A 17,207-nucleotide genomic window follows, 5' to 3' on the forward strand; every position below is an offset into this window, starting at 1 on the left:
ATGTTGCCGTTCGATTTCGTGACCGCTGACCCGGTAATCGATTGCGTACGATGAGCGGGTGATCGACTCTGCGCCGCCCGATGAGCTCGCCACCCTCGCCGACGTGGCCTCCGAGGCAGGGGTCTCCACGGCGACCGTGTCGCGCGCGCTCTCGGGATCACGCCCCGTCTCCCCCGACACCCTCAAGCGCGTGCGCGCCGCCGCCGCGCGCCTCGGCTATCGCCATAACGCCGTCGCCAGCGCGCTCCGCTCGAACCGCACGCAGAGCGTGGGGATCGTCCTCCCCCGTTACGCCACGGTGTTCCTGTCCGCCCTCATCGAATCGGTGACCGAAAGTCTCGACGCCCAGGGCATCGGGGCCCTGCTCCGTTACGTCGCCCCCGACGGCGCCGACCACGACGAGCGCGTCGCCGACCTGCTCGACCGCCGGGTCGACGGGCTCATCGTGTGTCCTCCCACGATCGAAGCCTCGGGCCACGCCCAGCGCCTGTCGCACGGTCTGCCCATGGTGCAGGTGGGTCGTTTCCTCGACCCCGACACCCCCAGCGCCGTGAGCCTCGACGAGACGACCTCGGCGGCACTTCTCGCGACCCACCTCGCCCGCACCGGCACCCAGCGCATCATCACGATCGGTCTGGATCCCGATGCCCCCGCCGACGCGACGCGCATCCGCTCGGTCGAGGACGCCTGTGCCGCGCGGGGCATCGCGCGAGGCGCCGTGGTGCACCGCGGCAGCGACCTGCTCGCCGGCGTGACCGCGGCGGAGGAGCTGTGGGACACCGTCGCCCGGGGCGAGACGCTCGTGTGCGCCAACGACGATGTGGCCACCGGCGTGCTCACCGTCCTGCGGGCGCGCGGCATCCGGGTTCCGGACGATGTGCAGATCGCCAGCCTGCTGCAGCTGTATCCCGATGCCCAGGGCACGCCTCTGACCTCGCTCCGGCACCCCTGGCGTCAGATGGGCGCCGAGGCCGTCGAGATGCTCGAGCACGCGCAGCGCTCCCGCGTCGCCGCGCGGCGACGCACCGCACTGAGCGCCGACCTCGTCGTGGGCGCCAGCACCCGACCCCCCGAGGAGGAGACATGACCGCACCCGTGGACCTCGTCATCCGTCACGCCCGCGTCGCCGCTGAGACCCACCGCCCTGCTCCGGGGTACCCCGACCTGCCGCGCGCCGACACCGCCTCGAGGGGCGGTCTGCGGGATCTTCCCGGCCACAGCATCGGCGTGAGCGCGGGACGGATCGCCTGGATCGTCCCCGACGACGAGGTCGACCCCGCGTCGCACAGCGACGCCGAGGTCATCGACGCGCGCGGCCTCGTCGCCCTCCCGGGCCTGGTGAACAGCCACACCCACACGCCGATGGTCATGTTCCGCGGCGCGGCCTCCGACGTGCCCACCGCCGAGTGGTTCAACGACCACGTGTGGCCCATGGAGGTCAACCTCACCGACCGCGACATCCGCCTCGGCGCGCGCATCGCGATCGGCGAGTTGCTCCTCGGCGGCGTCACCACCTTCGCCGACCACTACTTCGGCATGTCGACCATCGCGGAGGAGGTCGAGGACTCCGGCATCCGGGCCCTGCTCGCCGACACCTTCTTCTCCTCCGAGGGCGCGGCGGGTCGCGAGCGCAGCGCGGCCTTCGCGCGCGACGCCGCGGGCTCGGCGAACGGACGCATCACCACGGCCCTCGGCCCGCACGCGCCGTACACCGTCGACGACGACGACCTGCGGGCGACGGCCCGGGATGCCGAGCGGCTGGGCGTGCGCATCCACATCCACGCCGCCGAGAACCTCACGCAGACCGCGTCCAGCCGCTCGCGCCACGGCCGCACCCCGATCGGCATCCTGCACGAGACCGGCGTGCTCGCCGCCGGCGCGCTCATCGCCCACGGCGCGGGCATCGTCGCCGAGGACGCGAGGCTGCTCGCCCCCTGGGCCGACCGCGTGGGCGTCGCCTCGTGCACGAAGACGTACCTGCTCCACGGGCAGGAGGGCACCACTCCCCTGCGGCTGCTGCACGACGCCGGGATCAGCGTCGGAATCGGCACCGACGGAGCCGCGGGCAGCATAACGCTCGACGTGTGGGAGAACATGCGGCTGCTCGGCATGATCGAGAAGTTCGCATCGGGGGATGCCACCTGGGCGACCTCTGCGCACCTGCTCGACCTTGCGACGCGTCAGAACGCCGAGGTGCTCGGGCTCGCCGGCGAGATCGGCGCCCTGCGGCCGGGGCTCCGCGCCGACATCGTGCTCGTGGACTTCCGCGCCCCGCACCTGCAGCCCGTGCACGACCTCGCGCACTCGCTCGCCCTCAGCGCCCACCAGGGAGACGTGACGACCGTGATCGTCGACGGCCGGGTCGTCGTCCGGGATCGTCGGCTGCTGACGATCGATCTCGAGGAGGCTGTCGAGGAACTCTCGGAGCGTCTGCCAGCGCTGACCGACCGCTCGCACGGACGACGCGTCCAGGATTACGCGCCCTGAGCCTCGGCCTCAGCCCGCGAGGAAGCGCTCGACCTGCGCGACGGCGGCGTCGATCACTGCGGCGAAGAGGCGCTCGCCCTTCTCCGCGGTCGCCGGGCGGGGATCTCCGAAGACCGCGCTCGCGCCGATCTCGTGCAGACGCACGGGCCGTAGTCCGAAGTCGACCGGGAACGCGGGGTACTCGGGCTCCGCGCGCTCCATCCGCACGAGCTCGGGAGCGGATGCCAGCACCATCGAGGTCTCGATCTCCTCGGCGTGGTTCATCCCCGGCGCGGCGGGTTCGCTCTCGCGCACCGCGTCGGCGGCTTCGGCGAGACCGGGGTGATCGAGCACGAGGACCCGCAGGCCCTCCGCGGCGAGGTCGCGCGCGGCCGCCGCGAGCGGCAGGCGGTTGCCGAAATCGCCGTTGACGATGACGACGCGATCCAGGCCGGATGCCGCCGCCCCCCGGACGATGTCGAGAGCGAGCGCCCGCACCGTCTCGGGCGACAGCGAGATGGTGCCCGGATAGCCCGACGTCGCCCACGTCTCGCCGTAGGCGATCGCCGGGAGGAGCGCACCGTCGCACCGCTCCGCGACCGCCCGCGCGATGCGCTCGGCGACGATCGTGTCGGTGCTCAGGGGCAGGTGCGGGCCGTGGGCCTCGAGGGCGCCCACGGCCAGCACGGCCAGGCACCCGCCCGCCGCGACGTGTTCACGCACATCGGCGGACGAGGCACCGGCCAGTTCGAGCATCAGGCGTTGGCATCCTGACGCTTCAGACGGGATGCCGCGCGGCCGCGCTCGGTCGCATCCAGCACGACCTTGCGGATGCGCACCTTCTCGGGCGTGACCTCGACGCATTCGTCGTCGCGGGCGAACTCCAGCGACTCCTCGAGCGTGAGCACGCGCGGGGGCGTCATCGACTCGAAGGAGTCGGAGGTCGACGAACGCATGTTCGTGAGCTTCTTCTCCTTGGTGATGTTGACGTCCATGTCGTCGGCGCGCGAATTCTCGCCGATGACCATGCCCTCGTAGACCTCTTCGGTCGGCTGCACGAAGAAGCTCATGCGCTCCTGCAGGGCGATCATGGCGAAGGGGGTGACGACGCCCATGCGGTCGGCGACGATCGAGCCGTTCTGGCGGGTCGTGATGGAGCCCGCCCAGTCGTCGTAGCCATGCGAGATGGCGTTGGCGATGCCGGTGCCGCGCGTGATCGTGAGGAACTCGCTGCGGAAGCCGATGAGACCGCGCGAGGGAACGACGAACTCCATGCGCACCCAGCCCGTGCCGTGGTTGGTCATGTTGTCCATGCGGCCCTTGCGGGCGGCCATGAGCTGCGTGATCGCGCCGAGGTGCTCCTCGGGGGCGTCGATGGTGAGGTGCTCGAAGGGCTCCTTGAGCTTGCCGTCCTCGCCGCGCTTGGTCACGACCTGCGGCTTGCCGACGGTGAGCTCGAAGCCTTCGCGCCGCATGTTCTCGACGAGGATCGCGAGGGCGAGCTCACCACGGCCCTGGACCTCCCAGGCGTCGGGACGTCCGATGTCGACGACCTTGAGCGAGACGTTGCCGATGAGCTCGCGGTCGAGGCGGTCCTTCACCATGCGCGCCGTGAGCTTGTGGCCCTTGACCTTGCCCATCAGGGGCGAGGTGTTGGTGCCGATCGTCATCGAGATGGCGGGGTCGTCGACCGTGATCGCCTTGAGCGGGCGCACGTCTTCCGGATCGGCGATGGTCTCGCCGATCGTGATGTCGGGGAAACCGGCGATCGCGACGATGTCGCCGGGACCGGCGTCTTCGGCGGGGAAGCGCTCAAGGGCGCGCGTCTTGAGCAGCTCGGTGACGCGGGCGTTGCTGGTGGTGCCGTCGGAGCGCACCCAGGCGACCGTCTGGCCCTTCTTGAGGGTGCCGTTGAACACACGCAGCAGCGCGAGGCGGCCGAGGAAGGGGCTCGAGTCGAGGTTGGTGACCCAGGCCTGCAGCGGCGCCTCGTCGTCGTACGACGGAGCCGGGACGTGCTCGAGGATCGCGGCGAACAGCGGCTCGAGGTCGTCGTTGTCGGGCAGCGCACCGTTGTCGGGACGGTTCAGCGACGCGGCACCGGCGCGGCCGGAGGCGTAGACGACCGGCACGTCCAGCAGGGCGTCGACGTCGAGGTCGGGCACGTCGTCGACGAGGTCGGACGCGAGGCCCAGCAGCAGGTCGTGGGCCTCCTCCTCGACCTCGGCGATGCGCGCATCGGGACGGTCGGTCTTGTTGACCAGGAGGATGACGGGGAGCTTGGCCTCGAGGGCCTTGCGCAGCACGAAGCGGGTCTGAGGCAGCGGGCCCTCGGACGCGTCGACGAGCAGAACGACGCCGTCGACCATCGACAGACCGCGCTCGACCTCGCCGCCGAAGTCGGCGTGACCGGGGGTGTCGATGACGTTGATCGTCACGGGCACCTCGGAGTGGATGCCGTTGTAGGTGATCGCCGTGTTCTTGGCGAGGATCGTGATGCCCTTCTCGCGCTCGAGGTCGTTCGAGTCCATCGCGCGCTCCTCGACGTGCGCGTGGTCGCCGAACGAGCCGGTCTGGCGGAGCATGGCGTCGACGAGGGTCGTCTTGCCGTGGTCGACGTGCGCGACGATCGCGACGTTGCGGAGGTCAGGACGGAGGGCGTGCGCCATGGAGGGTCTCCAGGAAAATTCGGGGTGGCGCCCGGAATCGGGCCCGCCTAGTCTACCGGGCCGCGCCGACACTCCCGGCAGCGCACGTTCAGGAACCGTGCGGACACGCGAAAGGGGCGGGATCCCGCAGGACCCCGCCCCCTCTCATCGAGTGCGTCAGCTGTTCTGGAAGCCGACGATCGTCCAGTCGACGGTCTCGAACTGGGTGGCGCCCCAGTTCACGAGACCCTCCTTGACGGCCCAGACGTTGGGCAGCGGGGCGATCGGGATGATCGGCACCGACTCCCACAGCACCTTGTCGATCTCCTGAGCGGTCTCCAGACGCGCCTCGGGGTCGAGCTCGTTGTTCGCCTGCTCCCACAGGGGGCCGAGGCGGTCATCGGCGATGCCGGTGAAGTTCTGCTCCGAGTCCACGGGGGTGAACAGCGAACGCGTCGACGAGATCGGGTAGGCCGTGCCGACCCACGAGAAGGTGACCATCTCGAAATCGCCGGGGATGATGTAGTCGCTGAAGTAGCCGCCCACGGGCACCGAGTTCAGCTCCACGGGGATGCCGAACTCGCTGAGGTCGGCCTGGATCTGCTCGGCGCGCTGGATGTTCGTCGCCGTGTCGGCGGGAACCGTGACCGAGAACGACAGCGGCGTGCCGTCCTTCACCCAGGAGTCGCCGTCCTTGGTGTAGCCGGCGTCTTCGAGGTACTGCGCTCCGGCGTCGGTGTCGTAGGGCAGGGCCTCGTCGGTGTAGCCGTCCTGACCGGGCATGAAGATGTAGCTGCCCTGCGTGATGGCGGGAACGCCCACGGGCGAGTTCGCCGTGTTGGCGATCTGCTCGCGGTTGACGATGGATGCCACGGCCTTGCGGACGTTGACGTCGGCGAGCGGGCCGTCCGAGGCGCGCATGGTGATGTGCGTCCACGTCAGACCGTTCGAGGCCTCGATCTGCGCGCCCTGCACGTTCTGGGCGGTCTGGTAGAGGTCGGCGTTGGCCGAGATCTCGACGGCGTCGATCTCACCGTTGCTGAAGGACGAGCCCTGCTGGTCCTGGCTGACGGCGCGGAAGACGATGGTCTCGAGCTTCGGGGTCTCGCCCCACCAGTTGGGGTTGCGCTCGAGCGTCGCGACGCCACCGGTGGCGTCGATCGAGCTCACCTTGAAGGGGCCCGACGACGGCACGGCCTGCGTCGTGTATCCGGTGTTGAAGGTCGTCGGGTCGGCGGTGACGCTGGCCTTCAGCACGGGGCTGAGCAACGACTGCCAGTCGGCGAAGACCGACGAGAAGGTGATCTTGAGGTCGAACTCGTCCTCGCCCTGCTCGACGGAGGAGACCTGGTCCCACCCGGTGGTCGAGGTGACGATGTAGTCGGGGTTGGAGCCGTTGTTGGCCTTCCACATCCCCTGGTAGTCGGCGACGGTGATGGGCGTGCCGTCCTCCCAGACGGCATCCGGGTTGAGCTTGACCTCGACGACCTGCGGGTCTTCGCTCACGAGCTCCGCCGAGGAGGCGTAGTTCTCGTCGACGACGGGCTCGCCTGACTCGTTGATCTTGATCGGACCGCCGCTCATCGTGGCGTAGATGTCGTTGGTGTCGCGCTCGTTGCCGTCGATCTGGTAGATGTTCCAGTTCACCGGCAGCGACGAGACGGCCAGCGTCAGAGTGCCGCCGTCCTGCACGTCGGCCGCATCGGCACGCACCCACGCGGTCGACGGCAGCGAGTTCTGGTCGTCGGGGTTCGCCGAGGGTGCAGCGGTGTTGCCCGGCGCGCACCCGGCGACGGCCAGGGCGGCGGCGCTCAGCAGCGCGAGTGCGCCGAGAGCCTTCGCTTTGCGGATCATGTGATCAGTCCTCTCGTTGGTGATCGGGGAGGGTCTGCGACGACGTGGTGCCGTCGAGCGCAGACGTTCGGGGGGACGCGGCCGACGCCGTCTCGAGGACGAGGTCGGAGCGTTCGGCGTAGTGGCACGCCACCTCGGACCGCGCCGAGGGGCGCAGACCGGGGTCGTCGGAGTCGCACCGGCGCCGGTCGGCGTCGGGCAGCAGGCGGTACAACGGGCACCGCGTGCGGAAGCGGCATCCCGAGATCTCCTGCGTGGGGCTCGGCAGGTCGCCGTCGAGCAGGATGCGGGTGCGCGCGCGCTCGATGCGGGGGTCCGGGATCGGTGCCGCCGAGATGAGGGCCTTCGTGTAAGGATGCCGCGGGTCGTCGAACACGGCGTCGACGGGGCCCTGCTCGACGATGCGTCCGAGGTACATCACCGAGACGTCGTCGGCGATCTGCCGGACGACGGCGAGGTCGTGGGCGACGAAGAGGAAGGACAGCCCCAACCGCTCCTTCAGGTCTTCGAGCAGATTGATGACGCCGGCCTGGATCGACACGTCGAGGGCCGAGACCGGCTCGTCGAGAACGACGACGGCGGGGTCGGTCGCGAGCGCGCGGGCGATGCCGATGCGCTGGCGCTGACCGCCCGAGAACTCGTGCGGGTAGCGGTCCGACATGGTCGGGTCGAGCCCCACGAGGTCGAGCAGCTCGCGCATCTTGCGGTCGCGCTCGGCGCGCGGCACGCCCTGCACCAGCAGCGGCTCGGTGATGACCTCGCCGACCGGCAGGCGCGGGTCGATGGCCCCCATCGGGTCCTGGAAGACGATCTGGATGCCCTTGCGCAGCGTCGCCTTGTCCTTGCGGCTGACCGTGGCGACATCCGTTCCGTTGATCCGGATGCTACCGCTCTGGGGCGCCACCATCTCCATGATCTCGAGGATCGTCGTGGTCTTGCCGCACCCGGACTCCCCCACCAACCCCATGGTGCGGCCGGGCTGGATCGAGAACGAGATGCCGTCGACCGCGCGGACGGTCCCCACGCGCCGCGGGAAGACGGCGCCCTTCATCAGCGGGAAGTGCTTCGTGAGATCGGTGACCTCCACGGCCGGGGTGACGTCCGGTCGCAGCGGGGGGATCTCGCCCAGCGCCTCGGGGCGCGGGAAGATGTCGGGCCGCGACAGCGCACCCGAGGAGATCTCGTCGGCGCGGATGCAGGCCGCGACGTGGTCGGGGTCGGACCCGTGCATCACGAGCTCCGGCTCCACCTCGAGGCACGCGTCGATCGCGATCGGGCAGCGCGCAGCGAACGGGCAGCCCTTCGGCAGCTTCGCCAGGGACGGCGGCCGCCCCTCGAGGGGCACGAGCCGGTGCGACCCCGCGGTCTGCATGTTGGGGACGGAGCGCAGCAGGCCCACGGTGTACGGCATGTGCGGGTCGTGGAAGATCTCGTCGACCGAGCCGCGCTCGACGAGCGTGCCCGCGTACATCACCGCGACGCGGTCCGCGTGACCGGCGACGACGCCGAGGTCGTGGGTGATGAGCACGACGGCAGCTCCCGTCACCTCGCGCGCCTTCTGCAGCACCTCGAGGATCTGCGCCTGGATGGTGACGTCCAGGGCCGTGGTCGGCTCGTCGGCGATGATCACGCGCGGGTCGTTGGCGATCGCCATGGCGATCATCGCGCGCTGGCGCATGCCGCCCGAGAACTCGTGCGGGTACGCGCGCGCCCGGCGCTCGGCATCCGGGATGCCGACGAGCTTCAGCAGCTCCACCGAACGCGCGTGCGCGGCCTGGGCCGACAGCGCGCGGTCGTGCAGGCGCAGACCCTCGGAGATCTGCTCGCCCACGGTGTACACCGGGGTCAGCGCGGAGAGGGGGTCCTGGAAGACCATCGCGAGCTCGGCGCCGCGAATTTTCGACAGCTGGGCGTCGTTCATCGACAGCAGCGAGCGTCCGTCGTAGAGGATGTCGCCCTCGACGCGCGCGTTCGAGGGCAGCAGCCCCATGACCGCGAGCGACGAGACGCTCTTGCCGGAGCCCGACTCGCCGACGATCCCGAGGAACTCGCCCTCGTGCACGTCGTACGAGATGCCGCGCACGGCGCGCACATCGCCGCCCTCGCGCTGCGGGAAGGTGACGCTGAGGTCGCGGACCGACAGCAGCGGGGTGCGCCCGGTGGACGACAGCAGGGTGGCGGAACGGGTGTCAGTCACGGTTCGCTCCCGAGGTGGGGTCGATGGCGTCGCGCAGAGCGTCGCCGATGAGGCTGATGGCCAGGAGCAGCACGATCAGCACGCCGGCGGGGTACACGAACAGCCACGGACGGGTCACCGCGGCCGACGTGCCGGCCGCCAGCAGCGTGCCGAGCGAGACGTCGGGGGCCTGGACGCCGAAACCGAAGTAGCTGAGCGAGGTCTCGGCCATGATGGCCGCGACGATGCCGAGCGTCGCGTCGATGATGAGCAGCGACGCGATGTTGGGGATGATGTGGCGGCCGAGGATCTGGCGCGTCGGCATGCCCATGTAGCGCGCAGCGCGCACGAAGTCGCGGTTGCGCAGCGACCGGGTCTGGTTGCGGACGACCTGCGCGAGGATCATCCAGCTGAACGCGGCGAGGAAGAACGTCAGCGCCAGCCAGGAGAGACCGCGCGTCAGCGGGCTCAGCAGCACGAGGATGAAGAACGACGGGATGACGAGCAGCAGGTGGATCAGCCACCCGATGACCGCGTCGATCTTGCCGCCGAGGTAACCCGCGACCGATCCCACCGCGGCGGCGATGAGCGTCGCGCCGATGCCGGCGAGGGCGCCGATGATCAGCGACTTCTGCAGCCCGACGAGGGTCTGGGCGTAGATGTCCTGGCCGATGCCGTTCGTGCCGAACCAGTGCAGCTGCGTCGGCCCGAGGCCGACGTTGAGGAAGTCGCGCTCGCTCGGCCCGTAGGGGTACAGCAGCGGTCCGACGAAGGCCCACAGCACGATGAACACGAGGATGCTCGCGCCCACCCAGAACCGGGGCATCTTGCGCAGTCGGGCGCGGACGAGGGCGCCGCGCGAGAGCGGCTTGCGCTCGCGGGTGACCGGGCTGGTGGCGACGAGCGTGCCGTCGAGGGCCTCTTCCTGCATCGTCATGTCAGCTCCTCACTCTCGGGTCGAGGGCTGCGTAGAGCACTTCGGACAGGGTGGATGACAGCAGCACGAGCACCGCGACGAACAGGGTGGAGCCTGCCACCGCGTTGATGTCCTGCTGGGTGACGGCGTTGAGCTGGAACTGCCCCATGCCGCGCCAGGAGAAGACGATCTCGAGCATGGTGGACCCGGCGATCAGGGTGCCGAAGCTGTACGCGAAGAACGTCGACATCGGGATGAGCGCGATGCGCACACCGTGGCGGAACAGCGCCTGCGTCCGCGGCAGTCCCTTGGCGCGGGCGGTGCGGATGTAGTCCGCGCCGAGCACGTCGAGCATCATGCTGCGCTGATAGCGCGAGTACGAGGCGGCGCTGATGAGGACGAGGGCGATCGTGGGCAGCAGCAGGTGCACGGCGCGGTCGGCGACGACCGGCCAGAACCCGTCGATCCCGGCGGTGTACTCGCCGGTGAAGCGGATGACCTGCGTGCCGAGGACGTTGTTGAAACCGGTCGCCGCGATCATCAGCAGGACGCCGATGACGAACGTCGGGGTCGCGAACACCAGGTACGAGGCGTAGGTGGTCACCTGGTCGCTCGCGCGGTACTGGCGCACGGCGCCCCACACGCCGATGAGCACGCCGACGACGGCGCCGATGAGCGAACCGATGAGCAGCAGGCGCAGGCTCGTGCCGGCGCGGGCCGAGATCTCGGCGACGACGTCCTGACCGCCGATGGTCGAGCCCAGCGAGAACTTCGTGAACAGGTTGACCAGCCAGTTCCACAGCCGGACCAGGATCGGCACGTCGGGGTTGGCGCCCAGCGCGTTCAGGCTCGCGATGATCGAGTCCTCCGGCGGACGCGGGTTCATGCCGTAGAAGCGGTCCTGGGGACGCAGCAGGGCACTGCCGAGAACGTACGCGAGGCAGGTGGCCAGCAGGCTCAGAACGGCGTAGTTCAGGAACCTCCGCAGAACGTACAGCGTCATGACGCGCGCGAGCCCGTCCGGAACGTGTCGGTGGTCTGCATGGTGGTGGTCCTCTCGCCGTCGAGATCCCCGCCGATTCTTTCGCCTGGCTAAGGATCTTCACAGACCCTACGTCGGCTTCTCGCGGAACGTGTGCCGGGGGAACACACTTTTCACGACCGTAACAAAGCCCTTACATGGCGCTTTGTCACGAGCGGTGGGAGCTGGCGCAGCACTGCGCTCAGCGGGCACCGCCGGAAATGAACAAAGCGATAATAACCCAGACGATGAGAACCGCCAGGGAAATCAGCGCGGGAATGTCCCAGAAACGACGAACGGCCCCGTCGGCCGGAGCGGTCGCCCGCGCGGATTCCCACGCGTCCTGGATGAGTTGCAGATCGCGGATGGCGGGCGGCTCGCGGCGCCCGCGTTCGTCGTCGTGCCGCAGCGCGGGACGCCCGGGCCGGCCCGCCACCGGGCCGCCGAACGCCTTCGCGACACGCGGTTCGTCGGTGCGCACCTCGAGCTGCCAGCGCATGTCGATGTCGGTCACCCGCGCCCAGGCGATGTCGGTGATGCGCAGCGGATTGTGGATCCGGATGCCGCTCGCGTCGACGCGCACGTGAGGCGCGAACAGCAGGGCGTACACGGCCCAGACCGCCAACAGCACCCACGGCGCGAGGAGCAGCATCTCGCCGACGCCGGCGCGGAGCGCGGCATCCCCCAGCAGGACGACCCCGAGCGCGGCGCCGAGCACGAGCCCGACGACCGACGACGGGGCGCGGAACACCCGTGGGTGCTCCGCGCCCCGGAAGCGCTCGTCGCGCGTCACGCGCCGCCCAGCTGCAGCGAAGCGCCGGGGATCGCGTCGAGCAGACGCCGCGTGTACTCCTGCGACGGCTGCGCGAAGATCTCGTCGACGGTGCCCTGCTCGACGAGCTTGCCGCGCTCCATGACGCACACCAGGTCGGCGGCGACGCGGACGACGGCGAGGTCGTGCGTGATGAACAGGTACGTCAGGCCGAGCTCGGACTGCAGTTCCGCCAGAAGCTGGAGGATCTGCGCCTGCACCAGCACGTCGAGGGCCGAGACGGCCTCGTCGAGCACGAGGATGTCGGGCTTCAGCGCGAGAGCGCGCGCGATCGCGACGCGCTGACGCTGACCGCCGGACAGCTCGTTCGGGTAGCGCGAGGCGAGCTCCTGCGGGAGGGCGACCTGCTCGAGGAGCTCCTCCACACGCTCGCGCCGCGACGCGCCGTCGCCCACCTTGTGGATGTTGAGCGGCTCGGCGATGAGGTTGCCGATGCTGCGCAGCGGGTCGAGCGAACCGTACGGGTCCTGGAACACCGGCTGCATGCGCCGGCGGAGGTTGAAGGTGTCCTTCGCGTTCAGCTTGCCCGTGTTGACGCCGTCGACCTCGATCGAGCCCGAGGTGGGCTCCTCGAGCTTGAGCACCATCTTGGCGATCGTCGATTTGCCCGAGCCCGACTCGCCCACGAGGGCGAGCGTCTTGCCGCGAGGGATCTCGAACGAGACCCCGTCGACCGCGCGGAACTGCTCGCTGCGGAACCCGCCCTGGCGGATCTTGTACTCCTTGACCAGGTCGGTCACCTTCACGGTTGCCGGTGCGTCGAGGTCGGCTTCGCGCAGGATGCCGCGGTCCTCCGCCTTCGCCTGGATGCGCTGCGAGGCGATGCTCGGCGCCGCGGCGACAAGCCGCTGGGTGTACGGGTGCTGCGGGTTCTCGAGGATCTCGCGGCTCGGACCCGACTCGACGATCTCGCCCTGGTTCATCACCACGATGGTGTCGGCGCGCTCGGCGGCCAGACCCAGGTCGTGCGTGATGAGCAGCACCGAGGTGCCGCGCTCCCGGGTGAGGGATGCCATGTGGTCGAGGATCACGCGCTGCACCGTGACGTCGAGGGCCGAGGTCGGCTCGTCGGCGATCAGCAGCTTCGGGTCGGCTGCGAGGCCGATGCCGATGAGCGCGCGCTGGCGCATGCCGCCGGAGAACTGGTGCGGGTACTGGTGCAGACGGCGCTCGGCGTCGGCGAGACCCGCCTGCTTGAGCACCTCGATCGCGCGCTTCTCGACCTCCTTGCGACCGGTGGCGATGCCGTTGGCCCGGATCGCCTCCTTGACCTGGAAGCCGATGCTCCACACCGGGTTGAGGTTGGACATCGGGTCCTGCGGGACGTATCCGATGTCCTTGCCGCGCACCGACTCGAACTGCGACGAGGTGAGGTCGGTCAGCTCACGCCCGTCGAGCGTGATGCTGCCTCCGGTCACGTGGCCGGTGCCGGGCAGCAGTCCGATCACCGCGGAGGCGGTGGTCGACTTGCCGGAACCCGACTCGCCCACGATGGCCACGGTCTGTCCGGGGTAGACGTCGAGGCTCACGCCGTGCAGGACCTGGCGGGAGCCGCCCTGACCCTCGAAGGCGACCTTGAGGTCGCGCACGGACAGCAGAGGCGTCATGGTGGCGTCGCTCATCGGCGGGCCCTCGCTCTCGGGTCGATGGCGTCTCGGATGAGCTCGCCCAGCATGATGAACGCCAGCACCGTCACGGTCAGCGCCAGCGACGGCCAGATCAGCGCGGCCGGCGCGACGCGAAGCGACTGCTGCGCCTGGCTGATGTCGTTACCCCACGACATGGTGTCGCCGCCGAGGCCGACACCGAGGAACGACAGGGTCGCCTCGGCCACGATGGCCGCCGCGAGGCTGATGGTCGTCACGACCAGCAGAGGGGCGATGGCGTTGGGGATGACGTGGGTGAGCAGCGTCTTGAAGCGCGACTGCCCGAGGGCCTGCGACGCTGCGACGTAGTCGGCCTGACGCACGCGCAGGACCTCGGCGCGCACGACACGCGCCGTGGACGCCCACGCGAACCCGCCGATCGCGAACGCCAGGGTGAGCACGTTGCGGTACTGCGAGAAGACGCTCATGACGACGATCGCCGCGAGGATGTAGGGGATCGAGAAGAAGATGTCGCCGACGCGGGAGATCACCGCGTCGAGCCATCCGCCGTAGAAGCCCGACAGCGAGCCCATGATGAGGCCGATGATCGTGCCGATCGCCGTGGCGAGCAGACCCACCGACAGCGAGGTGCGGGCTCCCCACACGATGCGCGAGAAGGTGTCGCAGCCCTGGAACGTGAATCCGAGGATGTGACCCGCCTGCGGGCCGCCGTTGCTGTTCGACAGCTGGCAGTCGTTGTTCGGCGGCACCTGCGTGAACAGGGTCGGGAACACGGCCATGAGGATCACGACGGCCATGACGGCCAGGGCGATCCAGAACGTGGGACGACGACGCAGGTCGCGCCAGGCGTCGAGCCAGAGGTTGCTCTTGCGGGCGGCGACGCGAACGGCGTCCACCGAGATGGTCTCGGTCTTGATGGGGGCGACGTAGTGCGGCGCCGGGAATCGATTACTTGACATAGCGGATCCTCGGGTCAAGGAGACCGTACAGAAGGTCGACGACGAGGTTGACCAGCACGTAGATGATGACGAAGACGGTCACGAACGAGACGACCGTGGGGCCTTCGCCGCGGATGGTCGCCTGGTAGAGCGTGTTGCCGACGCCGGGGATGTTGAAGATGCCCTCGGTCACGGTGGCACCGACCAGCAGCACACCGAAGTTGGTGGCGGAGTTGGTGATGACCGGGATGAGCGAGTTGCGCAGCACGTGCACGGGGATGACGCGACGACGCGAGAGGCCCTTGGAGTAGGCCGTGCGGACCCAGTCCTGGTTGAGCGTGTCGATGACCGAACCGCGCATGAGGCGCATGCTCGTGGCGAACAGGCTGAATCCGAGCACGAGGGCCGGCAGGATCAGATCGCCCCAGTCGTTCTGCGCGCCCACGGTCGGTCGGAACCACCCCAGCTGGACGGCGAGGAAGTACTGCGCGAGGAAGCAGGCCACGAAGATGGGCAGGGCGACGAACAGCAGCGCGACGACGAGCGCGACATTGTCGAACAGCTTGCCCTTGCGGACCGCCGAGATGGTGCCGATGACGATCGCGAGGATGAACTCGATGGCGAGGGCCATCACGGCCAGGCGCCCGGTGACGGGCAGCGTGCGCGCGAGCACCTCGTTGACGGACTGACCCGAGAAGGTCGTACCCAGGTCGCCCTGGAAGATGCCGCCGAGGTACAGGAAGTACTGGACGATGAAGGGCTGGTCGAGGTGGTACTGCGCCCGCAGGGCTTCGACGACCTGCGGAGCGGGGGTCTTGTCGCCGAAGAGACCGAGGATCGGGTCTCCGGGCATGGCGAAGACCATGAAGTAGATCAGCAGCGTGGCCCCGAAGAACACGGGAAGCACCTGCAGCAGACGTCTGAGGATGTAGCCGAGCATCCGCTCTCTTTTCGAACGTGGGAAACGCCTCATCGGACGTCTCGTGGGGGGCAGGGCTCAGAAGAGCCCGTGCCGTTCTACCACACGTCGTGATGAGGCCTGGCTGGCAGACCGCGAGGCGGTGACGAATCCGTCACCGCCTCGCGGCCAGAGATCGGAAGGGTTACTTCGTGATCTCGTAGTACAGCGGAACCGAGTTCCACCCGAACTGGACGTTGTTCACGCCGTCGGCGAATCCACCGGTGACGTTGGAGTACCACAGCGGGATGGCGGGCAGGTCCTGGAGCAGGATCTCCTGCGCCTTCTGGAAGTCGGCGTTCTGCGCGTCGACCTCGGTCTCGGCGATGCCGGCGGCGAGCAGGCTGTCGAACTCGGGGTTCGAGTAGTCACCGTCGTTCGACGAGGCGTCGGTCGCGTAGAGCGGTCCGAGGAAGTTGTACAGACCGGGGTAGTCGGCCTGCCAACCGGTGCGGAAGGCGGTCTGGATGCTGCGGTCGGTGATGGCCGAACGGGCTTCCTTGAACGTCGGGTAGGGAGCGCCCGACGCGTCGATGCCGAGGGTGTTCTTGATCGAGTTGGTCACCGCGTCGACCCAGGTCTGGTGTCCACCGTCGGCGTTGTACGCGATCTGGAAGGTGCCGGTCCACGGCGAGATGGCGTCGGCCTGGGCCCACAGCTCCTTCGCCTTGGTCTCGTCGTACTCCAGCACGTCAGCACCGGCGAGCGAGTCGGACCAGCCGTCGATGACCGGCGAGGTGAAGTCGCTGGCCGGGGTACGAGTGTTCTGGAAGATCGTCTGGGTGATCTCGTCGCGGTTGATGGCCATCGACAGCGCCTGGCGACGCAGCTTGCCCTCTTCGCCGCCGAAGTGCGCGAGGCGCTCCGGGATGGTGAAGGACTGGAACACCGCGGCCGGCTGGTTGACCGCACGGTCGCCCAGGTCGGACTCGAAAGTGGCCTGCGATGCCGGCGGGATCGCGTCGATCACGTCGACGTTGCCGCCGAGGAGGTCGGCGTACGCGGCATCCTGGGATGCGTAGAAGACGACCGTGAGGCCGCCGTTCTCGACCGTGCGACCACCCTGGTAGTCGTCGTTCTTGACGAGGTCGATCTGCACGTTGTGCTGCCACGCGCCGTCGCTGGCGAGCTTGTACGGGCCGTTGCCGACCGGGTTCTCACCGAACGCGGCCATGTCGTCGAACGCCGAGTCGGGCAGCGGGAAGAAGGCCGAGTAACCCAGGCGCAGCGCGAAGTCGGCGGCGGGCTTGGACAGGGCGATCGTGAAGGTGTAGTCGTCGACCTTCTGCAGACCCGTGAGTTCCGAGTCCTCGTCGTAGCTGAAGCCGACGATGTCCTCGAAGAAGTAGCTGTTGAGCTGGTTGTTCGACAGCAGCGCGCCGTAGTTCCACGCCTTGATGAAGTTGTCGGCCTTGACCTCGGTGCCGTCGGTGAACTTCTGGCCCTGCTTCAGGGTCACGGTGAGGTTCTGCGCGTCGTTGGTGACGATGGACTCGGCCATGTCGTTCACCGGGGCGCCGTCGGCGTCGTAGTAGACCAGACCGGCGAAGATCGAGTCGAGGATCTTTCCGCCGCCGACCTCGTTGGTGTTGGTCGGGATGAGCGGGTTCTGCGGCTCGGAGCCGTTCGTGCGGATGATGGCCGAGGCGTCGCCGCCCGATGCCGAGCCGCTGCCGCCGTTGTCTCCGCCCGAGCAGCCGGCGAGCATGAGCCCGACAGCTCCCAGCAGGGCGAGACTGGACAGGGCAATCTTGTTGCGCTTCACAGTTCCTCCAGGGAAGGGATGATCAT

The 17,207-nt window shown here is 69.1% G+C and carries 13 protein-coding genes; 2 read left to right on the top strand and 11 right to left on the bottom strand.

Features of this window, described 5'->3' with window-relative positions; genetic code table 11:
• The first annotated feature begins 58 nt into the window (after window positions 1-58).
• Both B0B15_RS11775 and B0B15_RS11780 read left to right on the top strand, forming a co-directional pair.
• A complete protein-coding gene (locus B0B15_RS11775; RefSeq protein WP_076676268.1) occupies window positions 59-1,087 on the top strand; it encodes a LacI family DNA-binding transcriptional regulator in 1,029 nt (342 codons plus the stop codon).
• Window positions 1,084-2,487: an amidohydrolase gene (locus B0B15_RS11780; protein WP_083708989.1), complete on the top strand. Its 1,404-nt coding sequence runs from the start codon at window positions 1,084-1,086 to the stop codon at window positions 2,485-2,487. Before B0B15_RS11775 ends, B0B15_RS11780 begins: the two co-directional genes overlap by 4 nt.
• A gap of 9 nt (window positions 2,488-2,496) precedes the next feature.
• Here B0B15_RS11780 and B0B15_RS11785 read toward each other — a convergent pair whose 3' ends face one another.
• The 11 genes from B0B15_RS11785 to B0B15_RS11835 form a co-directional block, all read right to left on the bottom strand.
• Window positions 2,497-3,222 (bottom strand): creatininase family protein, encoded by a 726-nt coding sequence (locus tag B0B15_RS11785; protein ID WP_076676270.1) that lies wholly within the window; start codon window positions 3,220-3,222, stop codon window positions 2,497-2,499.
• Complete coding sequence (gene typA / locus B0B15_RS11790; protein WP_076676272.1) at window positions 3,222-5,135, bottom strand: translational GTPase TypA; 1,914 nt, start codon at window positions 5,133-5,135, stop codon at window positions 3,222-3,224. The genes B0B15_RS11785 and typA overlap by 1 nt, the downstream gene beginning before the upstream one ends.
• 156 nt (window positions 5,136-5,291) lie before the next feature.
• The gene (locus B0B15_RS11795) at window positions 5,292-6,968 is read right to left on the bottom strand and encodes an ABC transporter family substrate-binding protein (RefSeq protein WP_076676274.1); all 1,677 of its coding nucleotides are present in this window, start codon (window positions 6,966-6,968) and stop codon (window positions 5,292-5,294) included.
• Window positions 6,969-6,972: 4 nt separating this feature from the next.
• On the bottom strand, window positions 6,973-9,165 hold the full coding sequence (locus tag B0B15_RS11800; RefSeq protein WP_083708991.1) for a dipeptide ABC transporter ATP-binding protein: 2,193 nt from the start codon (window positions 9,163-9,165) through the stop codon (window positions 6,973-6,975).
• On the bottom strand, window positions 9,158-10,081 hold the full coding sequence (locus B0B15_RS11805; RefSeq protein WP_076676276.1) for an ABC transporter permease: 924 nt from the start codon (window positions 10,079-10,081) through the stop codon (window positions 9,158-9,160). Before B0B15_RS11805 ends, B0B15_RS11800 begins: the two co-directional genes overlap by 8 nt.
• Before the next feature lies 1 nt (window position 10,082).
• Window positions 10,083-11,063 carry an ABC transporter permease gene (locus B0B15_RS11810; protein ID WP_076676278.1) on the bottom strand — a complete coding sequence of 327 codons (981 nt, stop codon included), beginning with the start codon at window positions 11,061-11,063 and terminating at the stop codon, window positions 10,083-10,085.
• 220 nt (window positions 11,064-11,283) lie between these two features.
• A complete protein-coding gene (locus B0B15_RS11815; RefSeq protein WP_256714474.1) occupies window positions 11,284-11,832 on the bottom strand; it encodes a hypothetical protein in 549 nt (182 codons plus the stop codon).
• Between the two features lie 38 nt (window positions 11,833-11,870).
• Complete coding sequence (locus B0B15_RS11820) at window positions 11,871-13,535, bottom strand: ABC transporter ATP-binding protein (RefSeq protein ID WP_076676282.1); 1,665 nt, start codon at window positions 13,533-13,535, stop codon at window positions 11,871-11,873.
• Entirely contained in the window at window positions 13,532-14,479 is a 948-nt protein-coding gene (locus tag B0B15_RS11825; protein ID WP_076676283.1) for an ABC transporter permease, read from the bottom strand. The genes B0B15_RS11820 and B0B15_RS11825 overlap by 4 nt, the downstream gene beginning before the upstream one ends.
• A complete protein-coding gene (locus B0B15_RS11830) occupies window positions 14,469-15,398 on the bottom strand; it encodes an ABC transporter permease (protein ID WP_076676285.1) in 930 nt (309 codons plus the stop codon). Before B0B15_RS11830 ends, B0B15_RS11825 begins: the two co-directional genes overlap by 11 nt.
• Window positions 15,399-15,561: 163 nt before the next feature.
• The gene (locus tag B0B15_RS11835; RefSeq protein WP_076676287.1) at window positions 15,562-17,181 is read right to left on the bottom strand and encodes a peptide ABC transporter substrate-binding protein; all 1,620 of its coding nucleotides are present in this window, start codon (window positions 17,179-17,181) and stop codon (window positions 15,562-15,564) included.
• Window positions 17,182-17,207: the final 26 nt, after the last annotated feature.

The organism is Microbacterium sp. RU1D (genome assembly GCF_900156435.1).
Lineage (GTDB): Bacteria > Actinomycetota > Actinomycetes > Actinomycetales > Microbacteriaceae > Microbacterium.